Annotated in this window: 23 protein-coding genes; 10 read left to right on the forward strand and 13 right to left on the reverse strand. The window is 61.7% G+C overall.

Annotation, left to right across the window (positions count from 1 at the left end):
* Positions 1-135 precede the first annotated feature (135 nt).
* The 4 genes from BUA38_RS01145 to BUA38_RS01160 all read right to left on the reverse strand — a co-directional run bounded on the left by BUA38_RS01145 (position 136) and on the right by BUA38_RS01160 (position 2,125).
* On the reverse strand, positions 136-507 hold the full coding sequence (locus BUA38_RS01145) for a 2Fe-2S iron-sulfur cluster-binding protein (RefSeq protein ID WP_083587393.1): 372 nt from the start codon (positions 505-507) through the stop codon (positions 136-138).
* A gap of 4 nt (positions 508-511) precedes the next feature.
* Positions 512-823: a ferredoxin gene (locus BUA38_RS01150; protein WP_072816101.1), complete on the reverse strand. Its 312-nt coding sequence runs from the start codon at positions 821-823 to the stop codon at positions 512-514.
* A gap of 34 nt (positions 824-857) precedes the next feature.
* A complete protein-coding gene (locus BUA38_RS01155) occupies positions 858-1,214 on the reverse strand; it encodes a 2Fe-2S iron-sulfur cluster-binding protein (protein WP_072816104.1) in 357 nt (118 codons plus the stop codon).
* A gap of 167 nt (positions 1,215-1,381) precedes the next feature.
* A complete protein-coding gene (locus tag BUA38_RS01160) occupies positions 1,382-2,125 on the reverse strand; it encodes a TenA family transcriptional regulator (protein WP_072816106.1) in 744 nt (247 codons plus the stop codon).
* Between the two features lie 207 nt (positions 2,126-2,332).
* Between BUA38_RS01160 and BUA38_RS01165 the strand changes: the two genes are divergently transcribed.
* Genes BUA38_RS01165 through BUA38_RS01175 form a run of 3 tightly spaced genes read left to right on the forward strand, consistent with a single transcriptional unit; the run spans position 2,333 to position 5,874 of the window.
* Complete coding sequence (locus tag BUA38_RS01165) at positions 2,333-3,889, forward strand: hypothetical protein (protein WP_072816108.1); 1,557 nt, start codon at positions 2,333-2,335, stop codon at positions 3,887-3,889.
* Between the two features lie 4 nt (positions 3,890-3,893).
* A complete protein-coding gene (locus tag BUA38_RS01170; protein WP_072816110.1) occupies positions 3,894-5,378 on the forward strand; it encodes an aldehyde dehydrogenase family protein in 1,485 nt (494 codons plus the stop codon).
* Between the two features lie 19 nt (positions 5,379-5,397).
* A complete protein-coding gene (locus BUA38_RS01175) occupies positions 5,398-5,874 on the forward strand; it encodes a GlcG/HbpS family heme-binding protein (RefSeq protein ID WP_072816113.1) in 477 nt (158 codons plus the stop codon).
* Between the two features lie 127 nt (positions 5,875-6,001).
* Here the strand turns inward: BUA38_RS01175 and BUA38_RS01180 are convergent, their stop codons facing one another.
* The 8 genes from BUA38_RS01180 to BUA38_RS01215 all read right to left on the reverse strand — a co-directional run bounded on the left by BUA38_RS01180 (position 6,002) and on the right by BUA38_RS01215 (position 12,452).
* On the reverse strand, positions 6,002-6,406 hold the full coding sequence (locus BUA38_RS01180) for a RidA family protein (RefSeq protein ID WP_072816116.1): 405 nt from the start codon (positions 6,404-6,406) through the stop codon (positions 6,002-6,004).
* 64 nt (positions 6,407-6,470) lie between these two features.
* Positions 6,471-7,133: a helix-turn-helix domain-containing protein gene (locus tag BUA38_RS01185; protein ID WP_197685902.1), complete on the reverse strand. Its 663-nt coding sequence runs from the start codon at positions 7,131-7,133 to the stop codon at positions 6,471-6,473.
* A gap of 82 nt (positions 7,134-7,215) precedes the next feature.
* Positions 7,216-8,148, reverse strand: a complete 933-nt coding sequence (locus BUA38_RS01190; RefSeq protein WP_072816120.1) for a DUF1989 domain-containing protein — start codon at positions 8,146-8,148, stop codon at positions 7,216-7,218.
* A complete protein-coding gene (locus BUA38_RS01195; RefSeq protein ID WP_172805962.1) occupies positions 8,145-8,300 on the reverse strand; it encodes a ribbon-helix-helix protein, CopG family in 156 nt (51 codons plus the stop codon). Before BUA38_RS01195 ends, BUA38_RS01190 begins: the two co-directional genes overlap by 4 nt.
* 73 nt (positions 8,301-8,373) lie before the next feature.
* Positions 8,374-9,351 carry a substrate-binding domain-containing protein gene (locus BUA38_RS01200; RefSeq protein ID WP_072816122.1) on the reverse strand — a complete coding sequence of 326 codons (978 nt, stop codon included), beginning with the start codon at positions 9,349-9,351 and terminating at the stop codon, positions 8,374-8,376.
* 37 nt (positions 9,352-9,388) lie between these two features.
* Entirely contained in the window at positions 9,389-10,402 is a 1,014-nt protein-coding gene (locus tag BUA38_RS01205) for an ABC transporter permease (RefSeq protein WP_072816124.1), read from the reverse strand.
* Positions 10,399-11,973: a sugar ABC transporter ATP-binding protein gene (locus tag BUA38_RS01210; protein WP_072816126.1), complete on the reverse strand. Its 1,575-nt coding sequence runs from the start codon at positions 11,971-11,973 to the stop codon at positions 10,399-10,401. The genes BUA38_RS01205 and BUA38_RS01210 overlap by 4 nt, the downstream gene beginning before the upstream one ends.
* A gap of 2 nt (positions 11,974-11,975) precedes the next feature.
* Positions 11,976-12,452 (reverse strand): RidA family protein, encoded by a 477-nt coding sequence (locus tag BUA38_RS01215; RefSeq protein ID WP_072816128.1) that lies wholly within the window; start codon positions 12,450-12,452, stop codon positions 11,976-11,978.
* 820 nt (positions 12,453-13,272) lie between these two features.
* Between BUA38_RS01215 and BUA38_RS01220 the strand changes: the two genes are divergently transcribed.
* Positions 13,273-14,652 (forward strand): cation-efflux pump, encoded by a 1,380-nt coding sequence (locus tag BUA38_RS01220; protein WP_072816130.1) that lies wholly within the window; start codon positions 13,273-13,275, stop codon positions 14,650-14,652.
* A gap of 227 nt (positions 14,653-14,879) precedes the next feature.
* Positions 14,880-17,207, forward strand: a complete 2,328-nt coding sequence (locus BUA38_RS01225) for a PAS domain-containing sensor histidine kinase (RefSeq protein ID WP_072816132.1) — start codon at positions 14,880-14,882, stop codon at positions 17,205-17,207.
* 7 nt (positions 17,208-17,214) lie between these two features.
* Here BUA38_RS01225 and BUA38_RS01230 read toward each other — a convergent pair whose 3' ends face one another.
* On the reverse strand, positions 17,215-18,105 hold the full coding sequence (locus BUA38_RS01230) for a LysR family transcriptional regulator (protein ID WP_072816134.1): 891 nt from the start codon (positions 18,103-18,105) through the stop codon (positions 17,215-17,217).
* 272 nt (positions 18,106-18,377) lie between these two features.
* Between BUA38_RS01230 and BUA38_RS01235 the strand changes: the two genes are divergently transcribed.
* Genes BUA38_RS01235 through BUA38_RS01255 form a run of 5 tightly spaced genes read left to right on the forward strand, consistent with a single transcriptional unit; the run spans position 18,378 to position 24,349 of the window.
* On the forward strand, positions 18,378-18,854 hold the full coding sequence (locus BUA38_RS01235) for a formate dehydrogenase subunit gamma (RefSeq protein ID WP_172806153.1): 477 nt from the start codon (positions 18,378-18,380) through the stop codon (positions 18,852-18,854).
* Positions 18,851-20,407: a formate dehydrogenase beta subunit gene (locus BUA38_RS01240; protein WP_072816140.1), complete on the forward strand. Its 1,557-nt coding sequence runs from the start codon at positions 18,851-18,853 to the stop codon at positions 20,405-20,407. Before BUA38_RS01235 ends, BUA38_RS01240 begins: the two co-directional genes overlap by 4 nt.
* A gap of 11 nt (positions 20,408-20,418) precedes the next feature.
* The gene (gene fdhF, locus BUA38_RS01245) at positions 20,419-23,295 is read left to right on the forward strand and encodes a formate dehydrogenase subunit alpha (RefSeq protein WP_072816143.1); all 2,877 of its coding nucleotides are present in this window, start codon (positions 20,419-20,421) and stop codon (positions 23,293-23,295) included.
* Between the two features lie 3 nt (positions 23,296-23,298).
* A complete protein-coding gene (gene fdhD, locus BUA38_RS01250) occupies positions 23,299-24,129 on the forward strand; it encodes a formate dehydrogenase accessory sulfurtransferase FdhD (RefSeq protein WP_072816146.1) in 831 nt (276 codons plus the stop codon).
* Complete coding sequence (locus BUA38_RS01255; protein ID WP_072816149.1) at positions 24,119-24,349, forward strand: formate dehydrogenase subunit delta; 231 nt, start codon at positions 24,119-24,121, stop codon at positions 24,347-24,349. The genes fdhD and BUA38_RS01255 overlap by 11 nt, the downstream gene beginning before the upstream one ends.
* Positions 24,350-24,361 lie beyond the last annotated feature (12 nt).

Below are 24,361 nucleotides of genomic sequence, written 5' to 3' on the forward strand. Positions count from 1 at the left end.
GACGTTTTCATCTGCGGTATAACGAATCGGAGATAACGACTACCTCCCCCATATTACAAGCTTTTCGCAAGCCTTGCTGCGCCGAGGCGCATGTCCGTGAGCGGGCCAGCATGGTTCAAAAGGGACCACCGCAGCTCAAGGATCGGCCCGGCCGTCGGCCGCCGAATCCGGCGCCGCGACCGCGGCTACCGTCGTGCGGGATGGATTTGGGCCGCGCTCCGACAGCGGCACCCAGGACACGCTGACATCACCATTCAAGAAGGTCTGGCACGCCATCCGGTAACCTTGTCGGAAATCCTCCTCGGTCAGGTGCTTGCGCTCCTTCGGCTTGATCGCGTCGGTGTTCTCGAGCCCGCTTTCGATTTTGCACCGACAGGTGCCACAGATGCCGCCGCCGCATTTGAAGGGAATCCCCCCCTGCTCGCGCAGCGAGACACGCAGCAGGTTGCTGTTCTCCGGCGCCTCGGCCGTCTTGCCGTTGTTGGTGATGAAAGTGACCTTGATCATCGCATCAGGCAGCAGCCGCAGTCGCCGTCTTGCGCAGGCTCGTCTCCATGTGACCAAAGGTCGTCAGGTGCTCCAGCTCCGCGAAGGCACGCTCGCGCGAGTCGAACTTTTCCAGGAACTTGCACGGCACATTGTTGACGATCTCGCTGACCTCCTCGACCACGCGAATTCGGGCATCCTCCCTGACGAGTTCGGCAATGACAAAGTGCGCTTTCTTCTGGCCGTAGAAGAGGTAGTCGTAGGCATCGAGCGGCTTCAGGCCATCGGTGACCTCGGTTCTGAATTGACCGGGTTTGCTGGTCAGGATCACAAACATGGCGCCCTCGCTGGTGGATTGAGTGACGTGGTCGTTACGGCTGCTGACTTGTCGACGCTTCGGTTTTCGGCGCTTCACCCTTTAGCGGCTGAAGCGGCTCCTTGTCCTGCTCGAGCTCGATGTCATGTTTGAGCCAGAGCTGGCAGAGCAAGCGATAGCCCTCTTCGAGATGCGGACCCAATCGCTGCTTTTCCTTCCAGTTCGGCTCGGGCAGATGCTCGGCGCCCTTCAGCACGCGACAGGCGCATTTGGCGCATTTGCCCATCCCGCAACCGTAGCGCAGGTGCGGATACGGAAATTGCCGGATGCCTGCCTTCACGACGAGGTTGCTGTTCTCTGCAACCTCGCCCCGATAGGTCTGCCCCTCGCGATGCAGGACGATAAACGGCACTAGAGCTCCGATTCCGAGTTCGCAAGCTATCCGCGGCACCTCTGATGCGAACTTCGGGATCAAAGGAGCTCTAGCAATTTATTGGTCCTAGTGCGGCTTTGAATTTGAAGTTCCAATAACGAATTTGCCGCAGAACTGATCGGAACTTCAAATTCGCCACACTAGCTTTAAGCCACCTTGAGCTCGGACATTTCGAGCTGTTCGATCGGAAGGTCCTTGGCAACGTAATCCCAATACAGCGCCGTGGTGTAGAGCAGCCGCATCTGCGCACCGACCTCGCAGATCTTCAGGCAACGCTGCTGCAATTCGCCCGTGTTGGCATGCTCCAGCACGATTTGATAGCCGCGCTCGCCGTGGATTTCGTCCGAGACGATGTGAAGGTCGAAGAACTCCACCTCCTCGTCGGAGAACTTGTATTTGTCGCGCAGCGTCGGGGTCTGCCGACGGTAAATCGAAGGCACCTGCGATTCCAGGCCGACGACGAGACCGGCCACGGCAACGATCGGGTCCTCGCGCATTGCCACCGCATAGCACCAGCTCTGCAGGCCGCGGGTCGTCGCCGACATGTTGTCCGGATCGATCACGCGCTCGCGCGTAGTGCCACAGGCTTCCGCAAATCTGATCAAAAGGTCGGTGTGCCGATCGCCCCCGATCTCCTCCTCGTACATGTTGGCGAGCAGGAAATCCTTCGCTTCCGTATAGCCGTCGGGCATCCGCGCATAGACATAGGCGAGATAGTCCGCGAACGGGCCGACATAGTGAAAGTGGTTCTCCGCCCAGCGCGCCAGATGCGCGCGGCTGAGCTTGCCGCTGGCCCAGGCGACGCTGAACGGCGCCTTGTTGGCGCTCTTGCCCTTGATGGCGTTCTCAAGCGCGGTGCGGAAGTCCACGTGGTTCATCAATTCAGGCATTGCAGGCACTCCCCTTAAGGCCAGGATTCGGGATCGCGAATGCGACCGGTTGCAATTTAAATTGTATATAGTATACAATTTTGGTCTGTGTCAATGCGACCGCGAGATCTGGAAACGAAGGATACGGCCTGAGACAGACGAACGAACCGGCCACCCAAGCCGGCCGTCAAACGGAACTTTGTATACAAAGAAGGCAAGGCGCGCCGAATGACCCATCCTATCGTGATAACGGCGGCCCATTGGGCCTATGTCGCCGGCATCCTCGCCGTCGTCCTGACGATGGTGCTGCGCGCGAATGTCGTGCTGCCCTCGATCGTCGCAACCTTCGTCGTGGCATTGGCCTGGACGGCAAGTCCTGTCGGCGCGGTGGCGAGCATCTTCAACGCAAGCTTCGTCGCCGCCAAGGAGCTGTTCAACATTTTCCTGGTGATCTCCCTGATCACGGCGCTGTTGAACGCCCTGAAAACGCTGCGCTCCGACGTGCTGATGGTGCAGCCGTTCCGTGCCATCATGGGCAACGGCCATCAGGCCTTCTTCATCCTCGCCGCGGTCACCTACGTGATCTCGCTGTTCTTCTGGCCGACGCCGGCGGTGCCGCTGGTCTCGGCCGTGCTGCTCCCCGCGGCCATCGCGGTCGGACTGTCGCCGCTGGCTGGCGCCATGGCCATTGCGATTGCGGGTCAAGGCATGGCCCTTTCCTCGGACTATGTCATCGGCGTTGCCCCTGCCATCAGCGCCAAGGCGGCGGGAGCGACGGTGAGCGCTGCGGCCGTTGCCGATCGTGCGCTCGCGCTCTCGCTGATCGCAGGCGGGGTTGCCTTGCTGCTTGCCTACCTCACGATCCGTCGCCGCAAGCTGATTCAGCCGGGAAGCGAAGCGCTGCTGGAACAATGGCAGCGGCAGTCGGGCAACGGCGATGCCAAGCAACTGGAAGCCGCCGGCACGTTCGACAAGGCGGAGATCGCCCGGGGGACGAGCTACGAGGAGCCGCTCGCGATCGACGACAAGCTCCGCCACCATCTGCCGCTGATCGACAAGCGCCGCGCCGGCTGGTCAAAGCTGTTTGCCATTCTTACCCCGCTCGGCTTTGCCGCCGTGATCGCGGTGATGATCCTGCCGAAGCTCGGGCTTCGCGGCATTTTCACCGAATTGAAGGGCGGCGATGCAGCCGCGCTCGTCGGCGGCATGGGCGCCGTGCTGATGATCCTGGCGACGATCGCCGCCGAAGGCGCCCGCAAAAGCCTGGACGTCTGCGCCGAACACATCACCGACGGCTTCGTCTTCGCCTTCAAGGCGATGGGATCGGTACTGCCGATCGCAGGCTTCTTCTTCATGGGCGCCGGCGGCGATCTTGCCGCCGGAATCCTGAACGTGCCGGCTGGCGAGGCACCTCCCCTCTTGTTCGATCTCGTTCAGACCGCCCAGGCCTTTATTCCGCAGAACCATTATCTGGTCGCCTTCGGCGTACTCCTGGTCGGCATGATCACCGGCATCGACGGATCAGGTTTCGCCGGGCTGCCGCTGACCGGCTCACTCTCGGGCGCGCTCGGGCCTGCGGTCGGACTCAATGTCGCAACGCTCTGCGCTGTCGGCCAGATGGGCGCGGTCTGGACCGGCGGCGGGACGCTGATCGCCTGGTCGTCGCTGATTGCGGTTGCCGGCTTTGCCCGTGTCCCCGTGCTGGAGACCGTGCGCATGCTGCTTGTGCCCGTCCTCACCGGCCTGTTCGTCGCGACCGTCTGTGCCGTCCTGTTCTGGAGCTGAAACCATGAGCCTTGCTGCCGAATTGCCGCTGCGCCGGCAAGACCTCAAGTCTTTCAACAATTACATCGGCGGCGAATGGGTGGCCGCCTCGAGCGGCGAATGGCTCGACAACATCAACCCGGCCGACACCAGCGACATCGTCGGCCGGTTTGCCGCCTCGACCGCTGGCGATGCGGAAGCCGCCGTCCGCGCGGCCACCAGCGCATTTCCGGTGTGGCGAAAGACCCCGATCTCTGCGCGCGCCAGGATCCTCAACAAGGCGGCCGATTATCTCGAAGCCAATGCCGAGACATTCGCCGCCGAGATGACGCGCGAAATGGGAAAGCCGCTCAATCTCGCCAAGGACGAAATCCTCCGCTCGGCGCAGACACTGCGCTTTTACGCCGTGGAAGGTCAGTCCTTGGCCGGCGAAGTCTTTCCGCAAGACGACGCAGGCATGATTGTCTACACCGAGCGTGAACCGCTCGGCGTGGTGTCGGTAATCACACCGTGGAATTTTCCGACCTCGATCCCGGCGCGCAAGATCGCGCCTGCCCTGATCACCGGCAACACCGTGGTATTCAAGCCTTCCTCCGACGCGCCACTGTCGGGCTATCGGCTGACCGAAGCCTTCGTGGCCGCCGGACTGCCGAAGGGCGTCTTGAACTTCATCAACGGGCGCGCCGGCGACGTCGGTGCAGCGGTCACCACGCCCACAGTCGTCCGCGCGATCTCCTTCACCGGCTCGACGGCGGCCGGGGAGCAGATCCATCGTTCGGTCGGCATCACCACGCGCACGCAGATGGAACTGGGCGGCAAGAACCCGCTGATCGTGATGGACGATGCCGATCTCGACAAGGCGGCCGATCTCGCCGTCAAGGGCGGGCTTTCGCTGAGCGGACAGGCCTGTACCGGCACCAGCCGCGTGCTGGTGATGCGTGCGGTCAGGGCCGCCTTCACCGAAAACCTGATCGCGAAGATCAAGGCGCTGAAGATCGGCAACGGCATGACCGCGGGCAACGATATCGGTCCGCTCGCTACCGCCAGGCAGCTCGAGACCGTACTGCGCTATGTCGACATCGGTAAGAACGAAGCGAAATGGCTCTATGGCGGTGATCGCCTGGCCGGCCCCGGCTACGACAACGGCTATTACGTCCGGCCTGCCGTGTTCACCGACGTCACTCAAGCCATGCGAATTGCGCGCGAGGAGATTTTCGGGCCCGTGCTCGCCCTGATCGAGGTCGAGAGCTATGAGGACGCGATCACGAAGGCCAATGACAGCGAGTATGGCCTGTCCGCGGCAATCGCGACCCGCAACCCTTCGCTGATGCACGCGTTTGCCCGCGACATCGAGGCCGGCACCGTCAAGATCAACCGGACCACGACAGGCAATCTGATCAACGCGCCGTTTGGCGGCGTCAAGCGCTCCTCGACCTCGACATTCCGCGAGTCCGGTCGCGTGGGACTCGAGTTCTACACCCAGATCAAAACGATCTACCGCGGCACCTGACCTCAAGAACGGACAAGACATGCGACAGACATTCAAGCTCGAGCGCGCCGAGGCGAGACTGATGGCGGCGGCGGCAATTGCCAAGGCCGAAGAGATCAGGGTATTCGAGACAGTGTGCATCGCCGACGACGGCGGCCACCCCTTACTGATCGAGCGCATGGACGGCGCGCGCATCACAGGTCCCCAGATCGCCTGGAACAAGGCCTTCACCGCCGCCGGCCACAAGCGCTCGACCCATCTGTTCAACCAGACGCCGAACGGCCCTGCCCTGCCCGGCAACGAGGCTTTCGGAATCCAGTGGAGCTTTGAAGGCCGTTTTGCGGTGTTCGTCGGCGGTTATCCGATCGTGGTCGACGGCGAGGTGGTCGGTGGCGTCGGCTTGAGCGGCGGCAATGGCGAGCAGGATACGGCTTGCGGTGTCGCCGCGTTGAAAGCTCTTCAAGAACATTTCGGTTCAAAGCATCACGTGCTGGTCCAGGCTGACATCAAGCTCTGAGCAAAAGCAGCATTCGCGGAAATTGTCGAGCTGGTTTGGATTTTCCGCCGGCTCATACCGATCAACTACGCTGGTAGCCAGCCGGCGCGAAATTCCCTAGCTCTATTTTGGCCGGTTGCGATTTAGCCTAAGCACCGGTCACCGCGAACAGATCGATCTCGATGAGAAAATCAGCGTGCGACAAGCGTGTCACACCGACAAGGGTGCTCGGCGGCGGGCGGTCCGGGTGCCATGGAAATGTCATCGCTGGATCGGTCTGGATTTTGATAAATGCGTCCATATCGAGCACGTAAAGGCGACGGAACACGACGTCGTCCCAGGTCGCGCCGCCCGCTTTCAGCTGGATCGTCAGCGCCTCCATGACCCGATGGTACTGGCCGCGCAAGTCGCCGACGAACATCGGCTTGTAGTTTTCGTCCGATGCCGTCTGCCCCGCAATGAAGATCATCTTGCTGGGACCCGCGACGGTGACGACGCGGCTGTAGGCCGGATGCTTGAACAACTCCGGCGGATGAATGAACTGTTTGTCCAACGTCGTACTCTCCCTTCGCTTAATCCGTCGCAGATAGGCGAACGCCGCCAAAGTGACCGGCGGCCTAGAATGTCGGAGGCGTGTTCAGCCACAGAATGCGCGCGACCTTCTTGCGATTATTGGTGTAGGAATGCGGCCTTTCCGACCGGAAATAGAAGCTATCCCCAGGGCGCAACTGATATTTTTTCTTGTCGACGATCAGTTCGATCTCGCCATCCAGCACATATCCGAACTCTTCGCCTTCGTGCTTGATGACCCCCTCACTGCCGCTGCCCGGTTCGATATCGTTGATATAGCCCGAGAGCAGATTTCCTCGACGGCTCGGTATCAGCGCCTCAAGCCTGTGCCCCTTACCCTGTCCGGCCTGGACCGTCGGACGTTCGCCTTGGCGGAGCACGACGCTTGAATCCTCGACGCCGCCGTCCTGAAACAATCCCGATACAGGCATATCGAGCGCCATCGCTACACGGTGCATCGTCTTGATCGAGGGGTTGGCGCTTCCATTCTCGATCCGGGACAAAAGAGATTCCGAACACTCGGCCAACTCGGCGAGCCTTTTCAGCGTCAGCCCTTTGAGTAGACGCGTATGCCGCATCTTAAGGCCGACGCGGCTCTCGGGCATCGAGACGATCCTGTCTTTCTTGCGTGCCCCGGCAATCATTATTCGCTTCCCATGGACGTTTGTTGGACAGAGGGCCGGCGCGCCCGATACGTTGCCGCCAGCCATCCCTTCCGCTTCTATAAGTTGTCAGCCGGTACATACACAAGCATGCAAGCGTTTCCCAGCCAAGCCAGTCATCGCGGCCGTTTCACTCCTTCGGTACGTGCTTGGGGCCGCGCATGAACTCGCCGATCCACCATGTAAAGAACACGTATCGCAGGACATCGGCATCGGTGTTGCCATACTTACCGGTTCTGGCGAGTTCAGAGAGCAAACTCATCTCTTCGGCGCTCAGTTCAATCTCGAGATCGGCGATCTGGATCGGCACGTTGGTGAAGTCAGGCTCGTAGGCCGCATCCTTGCAAAGCTCGCGATCCGCCTTGATGTTCTTGACCTTGAAATCGAGCGGGTTGCGCTGACTGCGCATTTTCGGAGGCTCGGTGACACGGGCCCAGTCCGCTTCCGTCCCTTCATAAAGGCTCAGCTTCAGCGGCTTGAGCTCGAAATCGCTGGTCATCATGACGTCCGCACCGCAGACATTGGGTACCGCAAGCACGTCGATCATCGCCAGTAGCTCGACATGGTCGCCCGGCCCCGCGGTGTTTTTCGCGATGAAGGGGTGGCCATCCTGGCCGACACCGGTATGCATGAAGAAATTGAACGAGTCGTGCACATCGTCGGGAGTCAGCCCGTATTCACGCTGCGCTTCGGCCTGAATGTCGTGGCAATTCGTGTGCACCGGCAGACCGTACTGATATTCGAACAGAAATGCGCTGCATCGCGGATAGAGAACGTCGTTGGTGCCGACTGTGTCCTCGATGATCGCCATCATCGGACGCTCGCGCGGCGGCGCCGACCATAGGAAATCGCCCTTGGTCGGATGCAGTCCATGAAGATGACGCGTTCGGCCGGTGTGGAAGAACTCCTTGTAGTCGTGCAAGTTAAAACAGTTGAAGTCAGCGCATTGCCGGCCGCTCGTTTGAGAAATCCGAAGAACTTGCCCGCGCCGCATTTCCAGCGCCTTGCCCGTTCCGGGCTGAATGATGAGCTCGTAAAGCAGCTTGCGGTCGGACGAGGTCATTGGTTTTTTTCCGGCTGCGGAAGGTTGGCTTTGGCAAATTCGCGCAAGGCGCGGCGGATAAGATCCTTACGACTATTGCTCTCCCCCGACCTGACCGTGTTGTCGATCAACTCGAGTTGCTGTTGATTAAGACGTAGCTTGATCTTGGTCATTGTCATGATGCTCACCCTACGGACGGACGGTCCCGCGCCCCGAAGGGCGCGGGAATTTTGACGTTCTTGTCGATTACGGGGTCCAACCTTTGGGCGCCTGCATGCCGGTTTTGTCGATTGAGTTCAGGTTCGCCATTGTCACGGGCACGAGCGGCACTTCGACTTTCTTGGTAGGGAGTGGCTTGCTCTTTACGAGCGCATCCATCATCTGGACCGCCGTGCGGCCGATCATCACGGGTTGCTGCGCCACAACGTAATCCGCGCAGCCGGCCCGCATCATTTCCTCGGCGGCCTCGCCCAGCACCGCGAACAGCACTTTCACCTTGCCGCACTTTTGCGCGCCTTGTGCCGCGCGTGCCGCGCCGACGCCGTATGTATCATCGGCGCCGTACAGCATGTCGACCTGGGGAAACCGCTGTAGGAAGTCGCTGGCCAGCGAAAGCGCAATTGCGGGGTCCTGCTCGCTGGTCTGTTCGGCGACAATCTTGATATTGCCGCCGGCAAGATCTTCCTTGAAGCAGCGAAGGCGGTCGGACGCCCAGAACGCGCCAGCGGGCCCGGCAAGCACGGCGATGGTACCGCCGTTCGGCAGCAAGACTTTGGCCCCCTTGGCAAGTTCGTGTCCAATGTTGCAGTGACTTGAAGATGCCGCTGCGTCGGCTTCGACATCGCTCGCCACGATCGGGCTACCAGCGCCGATCACCGGAATTTTCTCGGCCTTCGCCTCTTTCACCGCTCCGTTGAATGAAGCCGGATTGGCCGGATCGATCAGTATGGCCGCGACTTTCTGCACGACGAGATTGGAGAACTGGCTCACCTGCTTGTCGACGTTGGCGTATCCGCCGGCATCCTGAATGGTGACATCGTAGCCGAGCTTCTTCGCCTCGTCCGAAATTCCGTAGAGCACAGGCGTGAACCAGGGCCCTTTAATATTGGGCATCGACACGCCGATTTTATCGGCGGCGGAGGCCGGATTTGCGGCCAGGAGTGCTAGGACGCCAGCGGCGGCCAATACGGCAAGACGTGTTTTGGTAGGCGAGCGAGACTGCATTTGATTTCTCCTGTTTGCGTTCAATGTGGCAGATGCATCAAGATCGTTTACCGACTCGGGAGCCAATGAAGGTCTGATCGAGAGAGACAGCGAGGATCAGCGCGCCGCCGATCACCATCATCTGCGTGTAAGACGGTACATTCAGCAAGTTCAGACCATTCGAGAGGATGCTGATGAACAGCACACCGAAGGCGACACCAACCACCGAACCGCGCCCGCCGAACAGTGAAACACCGCCGAGAACGACAGCGGCGACCGATTCCAGGGGAAGCGTCGCGCCGAGCGAAGGCTGGCCGGACGCGACACGGGCCGTCAGAATGAGAGAGCCGACCGAAGCACAGAGGCCACTGAGGACGTAAGCTGCGACCTTGACCGCGCCGATGGCAATCCCGGAAAGCCGTGCCGCTTCTTCATTGCCGCCAGTCGCATAGATCCGTCGACCCAATTTGGTGTAGCGCAACACGACGATGCAGATGGCCAGCACTGCGAGGGCAATAATGACCGGAATCGGAATGCCGAAGGCGCGCGCGTAGGCCAAGCTGGAGAAGGCTTCCGGAACGCCGGTGACCGCCACGCCACCACTGAGGCTCAGTGCGAGGCCAGAGACGACAGACATCATCGCCAAAGTCGCGATGAACGGAAAAACCTTGAAGCGTGTAATGACGATTCCGTTGGCGAGGCCGACGGCGGCGCCGGCCCCGAGCGACGCGGCAAGCCCCGCCCCGACGCCATGGTCACGCATGACCAGCGCCCCGATGATACTGACCAGGGCGACGATCGCGCCGACGGAAAGATCCAGACCTGCGGTCAGGATCGCGAAGGTCTGTCCAAAGGACACCGCTGCGAGCGCGGCAGCCGAGACCCCGATATTTCTGAAATTCGACAGCGAAAGGAAAACGTTCGAATTAATCGAGAAGAAGATCGCCATCGCGATGACAATGACAGGCAGCCCAACCTCGCGTCCGTAGCGCTGAAGGAACGCGACCGGCGTCGATCGGCCATCATCCTGGCTGGGAACGTCACCGGTTTTTTCGGATAGGCCGACGGTCATGGCGCTGCCACGGTGTGCGGAATTGCCTGCGGCGCCATATGCCCCGCGAAGGCACCCGCCAGAATTCGCTTCTCGTCGAATTCGGCGAGCCCGAGTTCGTCGCGAATACGGCCGTTCGACATGACGTAGAGTCTGTGACAGGTCCCCATGAGTTCAGGCAACTCGGACGAGACGATGATGACGGCAGCCCCGTCTGCGGCCAGAAGATGGATAAGCCGGTAGATTTCAGCTTTCGCGCCGACGTCGATGCCGCGTGTCGGTTCATCGAAAATCAGTATTTGCGCGCCCGTCAGGATCGATTTGCCAATGACCAGCTTTTGCTGATTGCCGCCCGATGCTGTTCCTGCCGGCGCGTCGAGTTGCCCTTTGAAGTGCAACCGCGCGCCTATCGTCTCCGCTATCTTGCGGATCGCTGAAGCAGAGACAAAGCCGGCGACCGATGACCTTTCAAGCGACGCCATGACGACGTTCTCTGCGCCTGACATCGAGAGCACGAGGCCCTGGTGTTTGCGGTCTTCCGGAAGATAGGCGATGCCATGCGCAATAGCGTCTCGCGGATTGCGGATCGTGAGAACCTGGCCGTTCTTGCGGACCTGTCCCGAATCCAGCGCGTCGGCGCCAAAGAGAGCCCGCATGACCTCCGTCCGGCCGGCCCCGACCAGCCCGGCGAAGCCGACCACCTCCCCGGTGCGCACGTTGAAATTGACGTCGTCGAATGCACCTCGACGGTAGAGGCCCGAAACGCTCAAGACCACTTCGCCGATTTTCTCGTTGCGCGGCGGAAAAAGTTCGGAGATAGGGCGCCCGACCATCAGGCTTATCAGCTCGGACGTCCCGCCGATGGACGACGCATCCATGGTCACGACGCGCTCTCCGCCGCGGAGCACAGTAACACGATCGGCAATTTTCATGACTTCGTCGAGCCGGTGCGACACATAGAGAATGCATGTGCCTTCGGCTCTCATCCTGACGATCAACCGACGCAGGGCCGCCGCTTCGTTTTCCGACAACGCCGCGGTCGGCTCGTCCATAACGATAACCGGTGCGCGCAGCACCAGCGCACGGGCAATTTCTATGATCTGCCTCTGGGCCGTTGAGAGATTGCCGGCTAGTTCGGATGGCCGTATTTGAGACCCCGCCCCAAGCGAGGTCAGAACCTCGGCGGCCCAACGCTCTGCTTTTGACCGCGAGTAAAATAGCGAGCCCGGCTCGTTGCCGAGGAAGATATTTTCCGCGACGCTTAAATCCGGAGCTATCGTCAATTCTTGAAAGATCGTCACGACGCCACGATGTCGCGCGTCACGTGGCCCATCGAAAACGACGAATTCGCCGTCGATCGATATCGATCCGCTATCAGGCCGAACGTCACCCGATAGAATACGGATCAACGTCGATTTTCCGGCGCCGTTTTCGCCGACGAGCGCATGGACCTCGCCACGACGCAGATCGAGAGAGACATCCCGTAGCGCACGCACGCCGGGATACTCCTTTGCAAGGTCCTTGAGCAGGACAAGCGGAGTGCCATCCGTGCTGTGGGCTGATCCTGCCGGCACCGGTTGGCGGGAGACCATGGCTAGCCCCCGGGACCGCGCGCGAGCGGGATGTGCGCGACCGCTTCAACCTCGAGCAACGTTTCGGGCGTTGGCAGCAACTCCGACACTTGGACCACCGTACTTGCTGGCGGCGATTCGAAGAACGTGGCGCGGATGCGGTTGTAAATCGGGAAGTCACGCAAATTTCGGAAGAATTGCGTGAGCTTGACGACGTCATTTAGCGTACCGCCCGCCGCCTCGACCGTCAGACGCAGGCTGTTCAATATCCACCACGACTGAGCCGCGATCGGGCCGTCTTTCAGGTCCGACGACATCTCGCCGATCTCGCCGGCCAGCTTGCGGGCTTCCAAGGGCAGATCCGAATAACCTTTGATTATCCTCATCGTGGAGGGGTCGGCGGCGATAATGCCGGAGAAATAGACGATATCTCCAGCGCGCCGGAACGGCGCGTAACGAGAAAGCGGCGCTGCCACGGTCTTAGAAGCGAGATCCTTCATGCGTCCCTCCTCTATCCACCAACATGATCAGGATACAGAAAGGTGCATGCCATGCAAGTTACTTTAATATGCGGCAACAGACTATAATGTAGCCAGCTGGGACCGCTTTCTATGCAGCCATCTTCTTCGGACTAAAGTGGCAATGGTTTAGCCTGAATGAAGATGATCGCTTTGGTTGCGAGAGCGGACATACTGCGCCAGAACCACCTTCGCTAACGGGCGCAACTGATTTGCCCGTCGGGCAAGATTTCAAAAAGCCTGTCCAGCCCAATTGCAAAAAATATTTCGCTTAAAGCGACGGGCAAATCAGTTTTACAGCTCCGCGTCGTCCCGCCCGAAAGAGGGGCGTTGGCCATCGTCACGAACGTTGGGCGGGATGCGGTGGACGTGAAGATGTCGCGAGACGAGCGACACTGGAGCGGACGGCGAAGTCGTGTGGGCCTGATATCCCGACGCTGATATCTCCGACATTGACGCTTGGGCATCAATGTCGAAAGCGGAGACAACAAAGCCCGGTCTCCGGGGCGAGCGCGAAGGAAACCGTTAAAACCATCGTGCAGGGAATGCCGAAATGTTCGGCCAACCTGTGGTGACTAACTCGTGTGCTTTTTTATTTTGCACGCGAGGCTGCGGGGGCGGCTGGCATCCGGCATTCCCTGCGCCCTCTTGATTCCGGGCGAAGAACTTTCAGTCAACTCGGGCGTCTCGCGCCGCGAGAGCAAAATGCATGTCAATCCCGTTCTCGTTAATGCAACTAAGTAGCAACAGCGAAACTTGTCCGTTCTTTAATCCTTAAAGGCGCCCTGCTAAACCGCCGCGCATGGACCACGGTATTCATCCCACCAAGTCGCGCGTTGCGGCGATTTCGATTTTTGCCAGCGCCGGCATGGCAGCAGCCAAATTCGTCGTCGGCATCGCCATCGGCAGCCTGGCGCTGATCTCCGAGGCGCTGCACTCCTCCATCGACGTGGTCGCCACCGTGATCACCTGGCTGGTGGTGCGCTTTTCCGACCAGCCTGCCGACGAGGAGCATCATTACGGCCACGGCAAGCTCGAGAGCGTGTCGGCGCTCGGCATCATCGCGATGCTCTATGTGCTCGCCGGCGGCATCCTGGTCGAATCCTATAGCCGGCTGCGTGAAGGCACCCCGCCTCCGACGCTGTCGGCCGTTCCCTTCGTCGTGCTCGTTCTCGATATCGCGGTCAATCTTTGGCGCGCACGGGCACTGCACCGCGCCGCGCACCAGACCAAAAGCCAGGCGTTGGCCGCCGACGCGCTGCATTTCGCCTCCGACGTGCTCGGCTCGATCGCGGTCATCGCGGGGCTTGCCCTCTCCGGCTTTGGCTATGCCTGGGGCGACTCGGTCGCCGCTGCAACGGTTGCCGTCGTGATTGCCATGCTCGGCATGCGGCTTGCGCGTTCGACCGTCGAAACCCTGGTCGATCGCGCGCCCGAAGGCGCGGCAGAGAAAGCGGCCGCCGCGATCCGCTCCGTTCCCGGCGTGGTCGGCGTCGAGCGCTTGCGGGTCCGCATGGTCGGATCGACCCATTTCATCGAAGCCACGGTGCAGGTCCCGCGCACGTTCCCGATCGACCGCGTCGACGAAATCAAACAGAAGGCTCAAGGAGCCGTTTCCGCCGCGTTCGAGGACGCCGACCTCACCTTTACCGCGATCCCGGTCGCGCGCGACAATGAGAGCGTCCGCGAGCGCGTCATGGTGATCGCGCGCAATTCCGGCCTCGCCGTGCATCATGTGACGGTGCATGACCTCGGCGACAAGCTCACCGTCTCTATCGACCTCGAAGTCGACGGCGAGATGACGCTGATTGCAGCCCATGATATCGCCCAAGGGCTGGAACGGAACATTCGCGACGAATTCGGCGAGGATGTCGAGGTCGACACCCATATCGAACCGCTGGAACCGGAATTGCCGCACGGCACCGACGCTGCGCCGGAACGGGTGGATGCCATCCGCGCAGCACTGGTGAAGTTCGCCGAGCCAGGGACGATCCATGACATCCACAATGTGCGGGTGCGCGATACCGACGCCGGTGAAATCGTCAACTTCCATTGCCGTGCGGCGCCTTCGATGAGCGTGATCAAGGTTCACGAGAGCGTCGACGAGATCGAGCGCGCACTTCGCCGCGCCTTCCCGACCGTCAAACGCGTCATCAGTCACGCCGAGCCGCCGAAGACTTGACGCAATCTATATTGCGATTGCGCGTTCCTGTTTCGGACTCGACTTCGCCCGGCTTTTTGCGGGCTTTTTGGTGACTACGATTCGTCGTGGACAAGAATTATTTGCATTAACGAATCGTTGACTCTCGACAGCCCGGAAAAAGTGGATTCAAATGAATCTGATTCGGGGAGCGGCGATTCTCCTCGAACGGGGTAGATTCTGAAGGTTTTTCCAAGGGGGCAAGAGGGATGGCGCGCGCACACGCGGCGAACGCGTGCGCCCAATCCGATTCGATTAAAGGATTGGCGCAATCGATCGCGAAGCCAGCCTATCACAGGCTGTTGTTAGCGGAGCCTGCGCTCCGTCGTGCAGTACCGACTCTGATCATTGCGTTCCTGATCACCATCTGCCTCGGCGCCTTCGTACAGGTCATCGACCAGAACCGGCAAAAGCGCGCGGCCACCAAGCGCGATCTCGCGGCCGTGGCCGACCTGCTTGCCGAACGTCTCGATCGCATCGCATCCGTGCGTCAGGATCGCGCCGCATCGTTCGAACGTCTCCAGTTGCTGCTGCCTGGCCTCATTCCGTCCTGGGCGATCGCCACTGGCCGGCATGTCATTGTCACCGGCATCGACCAGCGGATTCTCGCCCGCGTGCCGATCGAAGCCGCGATCGGCGAAACCGGCGCCCTCCTCGACGTCGTCAGTGCGGTCGTACCGTCATCGCCGTCGGCGGACCTCGGCACGGTCGCCGACATCGCGCTGCCGAACGGCGAAGGAGCGCTGGCGGTCCGCCGCGTCGTCAAATCGCTGCCCGGCCAGGTGATCGTGATCCAGGAAAAGATCGATTCGATCTGGCGCTCGGACGCGGCGCTGTCGGTGACGCTGTCGGCGACCACCGGTTTCGTCGTGCTGATCCTGGGCTTTGCCTTCCACTGGCAGTCGACACGCGCCCGTGAGGGCGACCTTATCAACGACGCCGTGCGCGGCCGCATCGACACCGCGCTCAACCGCGGCCGCTGCGGACTGTGGGACTGGGATCTCTCGCGCGGCAAGATCTTCTGGTCGCAGTCGATGTTCACCATGCTGGGGCTGGAGAACCGCAGCGACCTCCTGACCTTCGGCGAGGTCAACGCGCTGGTGAATTCGGACGATATCGATCTGTTCGAGATCGCTGACCAGTTGATCTCCGCAAAGATCAACTATATCGACCACACTTTCCGCATGCGGCACACCGACGGTCACTGGATCTGGCTGCGTGTGCGCTGCGAACTCAGCCAGGGCGCTGCCGACGTCGGACTGCACCTGATCGGCATCGCGGTCGACATCACCGAGCAGAAGAGCCTCGCGGAAAAGACTGTCGAAGCCGACCTTCGGCTGCGCGACGCGATCGAGACCATCCCCGAAGCCTTCGTGCTGTGGGACGCGAGCGACCGGCTCGTACTCTGCAACTCGCACTTCCAGCGGCTGCACAAGCTGCCGGATTCGGCGGTCACTCCGGGCACCTCCTACGAGACCGTGATCGAGGTCGGCCGGATGCCGGAGGTGCGGACCCGCCTGCACGAAGTCGCCAACCAGGCGCCGGGCGCGCGCACCTTCGAGGCGCAACTCGACGACGGCAGCTGGCTGCACATCAGCGAGCGCCGCACCAAGGACGGCGGCTATGTTTCGGTCGGCACCGACATCACCCGCATCAAGGAACATGAGCAGAAGCTGGTCGACAACGATCTGCGCCTGCGCGCCACCGTCATCGACCTGAAGCGCTCACAGAGCGAGCTTGAACGTCAGGCGCTGGAACTCGCGGACCTGGCCGAAAAATACTCCCGGGAAAAGACCCGCGCCGAGGAAGCCAACCAGACCAAGTCCAAATTCCTCGCCAATATGAGCCACGAACTGCGCACGCCGCTCAACGCCATCATCGGCTTCTCCGAAATAATGGGAAGCGGCATGTTCGGCACGCTCGGTTCGGAGAAGTACCAGGAATATTGCCACGACATTCTCACCAGCGGGCACTACCTCCTGGAGGTGATCAACGACATCCTGGATATGTCCAAGATCGAAGCGGGCCGCATGAAGCTCGACATGGAAGAGCTCGACCTGTCGAAGACGCTCGCCGAATCCCTGCGCGTCGTGTCGGGCCGCGCCAACGACAAGAACCTCGACCTCGACGCTGACATCGACGGATCGATCTCGGTTGTGGCGGATCGCCGCGCCACCAAGCAGATCATCGTCAACCTGCTCTCCAACGCCGTCAAATTTACCCCGGACGGCGGCAGGGTCACCGTCCGCAGCCGGCAGGTCGGGGATTCCGTCGTGTTGTTGATCGCCGACACCGGCATCGGCATTGCGCCGCAATCGCTCAAGCGCCTCGGCCGGCCGTTCGAGCAGGTCGAAAGCCAGTTGACCAAGACCTATCACGGCTCGGGGCTTGGGCTTGCGATCGCACGATCGCTGACCAACCTGCACGGCGGCTCGATGCGGCTGCGCTCGAAGCTCGGCACCGGTACGGTCGTTCGGGTTTGCCTGCCGCGCGACGCTCACCGGGCCATGATGGGGAAGATCGCCGCCGCGGCGTGATGTAAAGTCAAGCCAGCGACGGCGCCACCTCGCGCGCGATCTGGACCAGCGCCGCAATCAGCGGCGTCATGGGGTCGCGCTGCGGGACCACCATCCCGATGCTGTAGTCCACCACGGGCTCGACGATCGGGATGCTGCGGACGCGATCGGCAAGCCCGAGCGTTTCCGCAAGCTTCGCCGGCATCACGCTCGCCCAGCGGCCGGTCTTCACATGGGTATAGAGCACGAGCAGCGAGTTCGACGTCAGCGTCGGCGTGACTTCGACCCCGGCCGATTTCAGCGCGCGATCGATGATGCGCCGGTTCTGCATGTCCGGCGTCAACAGGCACAGCGGTACTTTCCCGACGTCCGACCAGGTCACCTGCTCGCGATCACCGAATTCGCCATCGGGCGAGGTCAGCAGGCGATAGCTTTCATTGTAGAGCGGGATGGTGCGGACGTTGCCGATCGGCTCGTTCTCGATATAGGTGAGCCCGGCGTCGACTTCGAGATTTTCGAGCAGGCCGAGCACATCGGACGACGTGCAGGACACGACCCGAAATCGCACGTCCGGATGACGGGCGCGAAACGGCGTCGTCAACGCGGCGACCATGCCGAGCACGGTCGGGATCGCCGCGATCCGGATTTCGCCCGAGAGCTTCTCCTTCAGCGAGTTGATTTCCTGGCGCATCGCGCGGGCGTCGCCAACGATCCGCCGCGCCCAATCCAGCGTCCGCTCGCCTTCCGGCGTAAACCCCTGAAAGCGCGACCCGCGCTGTACCAGCATCACGCCAAGAATTTCCTCCAACTGCTTGAGACTGGTCGACATCGTCGGCTGGGTGACGCCGCAGGCCTCCGCCGCCCGTCCAAAATGGCGTTCCTTGGCCAGTGCCAGCAGAAGTTCAAGCTTGTCGATCAAGACGTCCCCCAACGGTTTCCAGGGCAACCGATATCATGGCTTGGCATTGGCCGGATGAGGCTAAAAGTCCAGTGGCCGAAACAGCCGGAATTGGCCGCGAATTGATCCCGAAAACGGCTCCATGCGGCACCCGCCAATCCGGATTGCGTATGACCCAATATCACCATCCTATCGATTGTCTTTCGCTATCGCAGCATGAGACAGCTTTATTGATTCCAGCAATGGATTCCGCTTCTGATCAGCCAGCCATAAGCTACTGAATAAGAAGGTGGATCATGCCTGTCTACGAGCCGTGGGACGAAAAGCGCGGCGCCGAAATTATCGCCGAGCATAGCGCTTTGGAAGGCGCCACGCTGGTGATTTTGCACGCGCTGCAGGAGGCGTTTGGTTACGTGCCGGAAGCGGCGATTCCCATGGTCGCTGAAGCGCTGAATTTGTCGCGCGCCGAAGTGCACGGAGTTTTCACCTTCTATCATGATTTTCGTCGCAAGCCCGCGGGCAAGCATGTGCTGAAACTGTGCCGCGCCGAAGCCTGCCAGGCGGCAGGCGGTGACGCGGTCGCCGCGCGGGCGGAGGCCAAGCTCGGCATCGCGATGGGCAACACGACGCCGGACGAACTGGTGACGCTCGAGCCGATCTACTGCCTCGGGCTTTGCGCCACGGCGCCATCGGCGATGCTCGATGGCCGCGTCGTCGGAATGCTGGATGAAGCGCGTATCGACGCGCTGATCGCGGAGGCCCAGCGATGAGCTTGCGTATTTTCATTCCGCGCGATGCGGGTGCCGTCGCCGTTGGCGCCGAGGAAACCGTGGTGGCGCTGGAGCAGGCTGCCGCCAAACGCAATATCGCGATCGAAATCGTCCGCACCGGTTCGCGCGGTCTTTATTGGCTGGAGCCGATGGTCGAGGTCGCAACCCCCAAGGGCCGTGTCGCCTTTGGTCCGGTGAAGGACACCGATGCCGCATCCGTGCTGGATGCGATCCTCGCCGACGGCCCGCATGCGCTCCGGCAGGGGCTCACCGAAGAAATTCCGTGGCTGAAGCGCCAGACCCGTCTCACCTTCGCACGCTGCGGCATTATCGACCCGCGCTCGGTCGACGATTATCGCGCCCATGACGGCTACAAGGGCCTCGAACGTGCGCTGACGCTGACATCCGATGCCATTCTCGCCGACGTCACGACTTCAGGGTTGCGCGGCCGCGGCGGCGCGGGCTTCCCGACTGGCATCAAGTGGAAGACGGTCGCGCAGACCAGCGCCGACCGGAAGTATATCGTCTGTAACGCCGACGAAGGCGACAGCGGCACCTTCGCCGACCGCATGATCATGGAAGGCGATCCCTTCGTGGTCATCGAAGGCATGACGATTGCGGGCGTCACGGTGGGCGCCACCAAGGGTTACATCTACATCCGCTCGGAATATCCTCATGCGGTCGAGGCGATGAATGCCGCCATCGCCGCCGGCAGACGCGCCGGCTATCTCGGCTCGAACATCTGCGGCTCGAAGCACGCATTCGATCTCGAGGTGCGCGTCGGCGCTGGCGCGTACGTTTGCGGCGAAGAAACGTCGCTGCTCGAAAGCCTCGAGGGCCGCCGCGGCATCGTCCGCGCCAAGCCGCCGCTGCCGGCGCACAAAGGGCTGTTCGGCAAGCCCACTGTCATCAACAACGTGCTGTCGTTTGCAGCGATCCCCTTCATCCTCGCCGGCGGCGCGAAGGCCTATGCCGATTTTGGCATGGGACGCTCCCGCGGCACGATGCCGATCCAGCTTGCGGGCAACGTCAAGTTTGGCGGCCTGTTCGAAACTGCGTTCGGCATCACGCTCGGCGAACTCGTCGACGATATCGCCGGCGGCACTTTTACCGGCCGCCCGGTTCGCGCGGTACAGGTCGGCGGCCCCTTGGGCGCCTACTTCCCGCGCGCGCTGTTCGATACGCCGTTCGACTATGAGGCCTTTGCGGCGCGCGACGGCTTGATCGGCCACGCGGGCATCGTCGTGTTCGATGATACCGTCGACATGGTGAAACAGACGCGCTTTGCCATGGAGTTCTGTGCCATCGAATCCTGCGGCAAGTGCACGCCTTGCCGGATCGGATCGACCCGCGGCGTCGAGACCATCGACAAGATCCGCGCCGGCGAGCGCGTCGAGCAAAACCTCGCGGTGGTCGAAGACCTCTGCAACACCATGAAATTCGGCTCGCTCTGTGCACTCGGTGGCTTCACGCCATACCCGGTCATGAGCGCGCTAAAGCACTTCAGAGAAGACTTCAGCCCGGCTCCCAAGAGCCTTCAGGCCGCGGAATAAAGGAAATCGCCATGTCGCTGATCCACGAAACCGACTTCGGAACTCCGCGCTCCAAATCCGAGAACATGGTCACGCTCACCATCGATGGTCAGAGCGTCACCGTGCCGGAGGGCACCTCGATCATGCGCGCGGCCATGGAAGCCGGCACGCAGATCCCGAAACTCTGCGCGACCGACATGGTCGACGCGTTCGGCTCCTGCCGGCTCTGTCTCGTCGAAATCGAGGGCCGTGCCGGAACGCCAGCGTCCTGCACCACGCCGGCGATGCCGGGTCTTGTGGTTCACACCCAAACCGATCGGTTGAAGAAACTGCGCAAGGGCGTGATGGAGCTCTATATCTCCGACCATCCGCTGGACTGCCTCACCTGTGCTGCCAACGGCGACTGCGAATTGCAGGATATGGCGGGCGCGGTCGGTCTGCGCGACGTGCGCTACGGCTATGAGGGCGAGAATCACGTTTTCGCCAAGCGCAACGGCGAAGCCAATGCGGCCTGGATGCCGAAGGACGAATCCAACCCCTATTTCACCTACGATCCGTCCAAGTGCATCGTCTGCTCACGCTGCGTGCGCGCCTGCGAGGAAGTCCAGGGCACCTTCGCGCTGACGATCTCCGGCCGTGGCTTCGACAGCCGCGTCTCGCCTGGCATGAGCGAAAGCTTCCTCGGCTCCGAATGCGTGTCCTGCGGCGCCTGTGTCCAGGCCTGCCCGACCGCGACGCTGACGGAAAAGTCCGTGATCGAGATCGGCCAGCCCGAGCACTCGGCTGTGACCACCTGCGCCTATTGCGGAGTCGGTTGCTCCTTCAAGGCGGAAATGCGCGGCGAGGAAATCGTGCGCATGATGCCTTACAAGGACGGCAAAGCCAATCGCGGCCACTCCTGCGTCAAGGGCCGCTTCGCCTATGGCTATGCAACCCACAAGGAGCGCATCCTCAAGCCGATGATCCGCGAGAGCATCAACGACCCGTGGCGGGAAGTGTCCTGGGACGAGGCCTTCGGCTTCGCGGCCGCCAAGTTCAAAGGCATCCAGCAGAAGTACGGCCGCGACTCCGTCGGCGGCATTACCTCCTCCCGCTGCACCAATGAAGAAACCTACCTGGTGCAGAAGCTGATCCGCGCCGGCTTTGGCAACAACAACGTCGATACCTGCGCCCGCGTCTGTCACTCGCCGACCGGTTATGGCCTCGCCACCACCTTCGGCACCTCGGCCGGTACCCAGGACTTTGACTCGGTCGAGGACTCCGATGTGATGGTGGTGATCGGCGCCAACCCGGCGGCCGCCCATCCGGTGTTTGCCTCACGCATGAAGAAGCGGTTGCGCCAGGGCGCGAAGCTGATCGTAATCGATCCGCGCCGCACCGAGATGGTGGAATCGCCGCATATGAACGCGCTGCATCTGCCGCTCTTGCCCGGCACCAACGTCGCCGTGCTGACGGCACTGGCGCATGTCATCGTTACCGAGGGCCTCGTCAACGAGGCCTTCGTGCGCGAGCGTTGCGACTGGGATGAGTTCCAGGACTGGGCTGAGTTCGTTTCGCTGCCGAAGCACAGCCCGGAAGCAACCGCGATCATGACCGGCGTCAACCCGAAGGACCTGCGCGAAGCCGCCCGCATCTACGCCACCGGCGGCAATGGCGCGATCTATTACGGACTCGGCGTCACCGAGCACAGCCAGGGTTCCACGACGGTGATCGCGATTGCGAATCTCGCGATGGCAACCGGCAATATCGGGCGGCCGGGGGTGGGCGTGAACCCGCTGCGCGGCCAGAACAACGTGCAGGGCTCCTGCGACATGGGATCGTTCCCGCACGAATTGCCCGGCTATCGCCACATCTCGGGCGACGCGGTGCGCGAGTTGTTCGAGGGCGCCTGGAAGGTAAAGCTCAACGCGGAACCGGGCTTGCGCATTCCCAACATGTTCGACGCTGCGATCGAAGGCACCTTCATGGGCCTCTACGTGCAGGGTGAAGACATCTTGCAATCTGACCCGAACACCTCACATGTGGTTCAGGCGCTGTCGTCGATGGAATGCGTCATTGTTCATGATCTATTCTTGAACGAGACCGCAAACTACGCCCACGTGTTCCTGCCGGGCTCGACCTTCCTCGAGAAGGACGGAACCTTCACCAATGCCGAGCGCCGCATCCAGCGCGTACGCAAGGTGATGACCCCGCGCAACGGCATGGCCGACTGGGAAGTCACGATCGCTCTCGCCAAGGCCATGGGGTTCGAGATGAAGTACAATCATCCGTCCGAGATCATGGACGAAATCGCGGCCCTTACCCCGACCTTCACCGGTGTCTCCTACGCCAAACTCGACGAGCTCGGCTCCGTGCAGTGGCCCTGCAACGAGAAGGCGCCGGAAGGCACGCCGGTGATGCATATGGACGGCTTTGTCCGCGGCAAGGGCAAATTCGTGCTCACCGAATATATCGCGACCGACGAGCGTACCGGTCCGCGCTTCCCGCTGCTGCTGACCACCGGCCGTATCCTCAGCCAGTACAACGTCGGTGCACAGACCCGCCGCACCGAGAACGTGGTCTGGCACAGCGAGGATCGCCTCGAAATGCATCCGCACGACGCCGAGCAGCGTGGCGTGCGCGACGGCGATTGGGTACGACTGGCGAGCCGCGCCGGCGAAACCACCCTGCGCGCGCTGATCACCGATCGCGTGGCGCCGGGCGTGGTCTACACCACGTTCCACCACCCGGACACGCAGGCCAACGTCATCACCACTGAGTTCTCCGACTGGGCGACGAATTGCCCGGAATACAAGGTCACGGCGGTGCAGATCTCGCCGTCCAACGGACCATCGGATTGGCAGAAATCCTACGACGAGCAGGCCCGTCACTCGCGGCGCATTGCACCTGTCGTGGAAGCCGCGGAGTAGCCGTTGCGCGATCCGGTCCGCACCATCAATCGTCTGGCATGGCGCAATAGCCGCCTCAGCGAAGGCGCGCGTGCGATCCCGGAAGAAACCGCGCTGGCGCTGACGTATAACGGTGGCACCTACGCGGTGATGATGGGGACGCCGCAAAATCTGGAAGATTTTGCGATCGGCTTCAGCCTCAGCGAGGGCGTCGTGCAGTCTCCTGAAGAGATTTCCTCGATCGAGATCGTCGATCTCGACGACGGCATCGAGCTGCGGATGTGGCTGGCGGAGGACAAAGCCGGCCGTCTCAGCGAACGGCGGCGGCACATTGCCGGCCCGACCGGTTGCGGGCTTTGCGGGATCGATTCAATCGCAGAAGCTGTGCGCCCAGCCGCAATCGTCGCCAGAGGACGCTCTTTCGATCCGCGCGAGCTCATGACGGCGATGGCAGCCATGCCGCCATTACAGCCGATCAATGTCGAGACCCGCGCGGTTCACGCCGCGGCGTTCTGGACGCCCGCGGACGGTATCGTCGCGCTTCGCGAGGACGTCGGACGCCACAACGCACTGGACAAGCTGGCCGGGGCACTCGCCCAAGCCAGAACTCCGGCCAGCGAGGGCATCGTGTTGCTCACCAGCCGCGTTTCGGTCGAGATGGTCCAGAAGACGGTGGCGATTGGCGCTGGCGTCATGATCGCCGTATCCGCGCCCACGGCGCTGGCCGTCAAGATGGCCGAAGCCGCCGGCATCACGCTTGTCGCCGTCGCCCGCGCCGACGGCTTCGAAGTCTTCACCCATCCCGATCGCATCGTATCAGCGGCGGTCGCGCAAGGAACGGTTAATGTCGCATGATAATCGACTGGTCTATATGGCCAATCAAATCGGCAAATTCTTCGAGAGCCAGGGACACGACCAGGAGGTCGCCGGCGTTGCCGAACACATCCGCAAATTCTGGGATCCGCGAATGCGCAAGCAGATCTACGCGCACCTCGATGCCGGTGGCGCCGGGCTTGATCCGAACGTCCGCGAAGCCATCGCATCGCTAAGAGCAGCGGGCGTCAAAGCATACTGACGCTTCTGCCGA

This window comes from Bradyrhizobium erythrophlei, from assembly GCF_900142985.1.
Classification (GTDB): domain Bacteria; phylum Pseudomonadota; class Alphaproteobacteria; order Rhizobiales; family Xanthobacteraceae; genus Bradyrhizobium; species Bradyrhizobium erythrophlei_B.

Bases quoted from the DNA above. Each gene is read 5' to 3' on its own strand.
- BUA38_RS01200 (WP_072816122.1), bottom strand. From the start codon at position 9,351: ATGCAGTCTCGCTCGCCTACCAAAACACGTCTTGCCGTATTGGCCGCC.
- fdhF (WP_072816143.1), top strand. From the start codon at position 20,419: ATGTCGCTGATCCACGAAACCGACTTCGGAACTCCGCGCTCCAAATCC.
- BUA38_RS01240 (WP_072816140.1), top strand. From the start codon at position 18,851: ATGAGCTTGCGTATTTTCATTCCGCGCGATGCGGGTGCCGTCGCCGTT.
- BUA38_RS01205 (WP_072816124.1), bottom strand. From the start codon at position 10,402: ATGACCGTCGGCCTATCCGAAAAAACCGGTGACGTTCCCAGCCAGGAT.
- BUA38_RS01210 (WP_072816126.1), bottom strand. From the start codon at position 11,973: ATGGTCTCCCGCCAACCGGTGCCGGCAGGATCAGCCCACAGCACGGAT.
- BUA38_RS01195 (WP_172805962.1), bottom strand. From the start codon at position 8,300: ATGACCAAGATCAAGCTACGTCTTAATCAACAGCAACTCGAGTTGATC.
- BUA38_RS01225 (WP_072816132.1), top strand. From the start codon at position 14,880: ATGGCGCGCGCACACGCGGCGAACGCGTGCGCCCAATCCGATTCGATT.
- BUA38_RS01170 (WP_072816110.1), top strand. From the start codon at position 3,894: ATGAGCCTTGCTGCCGAATTGCCGCTGCGCCGGCAAGACCTCAAGTCT.
- BUA38_RS01175 (WP_072816113.1), top strand. From the start codon at position 5,398: ATGCGACAGACATTCAAGCTCGAGCGCGCCGAGGCGAGACTGATGGCG.
- BUA38_RS01145 (WP_083587393.1), bottom strand. From the start codon at position 507: ATGATCAAGGTCACTTTCATCACCAACAACGGCAAGACGGCCGAGGCG.
- BUA38_RS01150 (WP_072816101.1), bottom strand. From the start codon at position 823: ATGTTTGTGATCCTGACCAGCAAACCCGGTCAATTCAGAACCGAGGTC.
- BUA38_RS01185 (WP_197685902.1), bottom strand. From the start codon at position 7,133: ATGGCTGGCGGCAACGTATCGGGCGCGCCGGCCCTCTGTCCAACAAAC.
- BUA38_RS01255 (WP_072816149.1), top strand. From the start codon at position 24,119: ATGTCGCATGATAATCGACTGGTCTATATGGCCAATCAAATCGGCAAA.
- BUA38_RS01215 (WP_072816128.1), bottom strand. From the start codon at position 12,452: ATGAAGGATCTCGCTTCTAAGACCGTGGCAGCGCCGCTTTCTCGTTAC.
- BUA38_RS01220 (WP_072816130.1), top strand. From the start codon at position 13,273: ATGGACCACGGTATTCATCCCACCAAGTCGCGCGTTGCGGCGATTTCG.
- BUA38_RS01190 (WP_072816120.1), bottom strand. From the start codon at position 8,148: ATGACCTCGTCCGACCGCAAGCTGCTTTACGAGCTCATCATTCAGCCC.
- BUA38_RS01160 (WP_072816106.1), bottom strand. From the start codon at position 2,125: ATGCCTGAATTGATGAACCACGTGGACTTCCGCACCGCGCTTGAGAAC.
- BUA38_RS01165 (WP_072816108.1), top strand. From the start codon at position 2,333: ATGACCCATCCTATCGTGATAACGGCGGCCCATTGGGCCTATGTCGCC.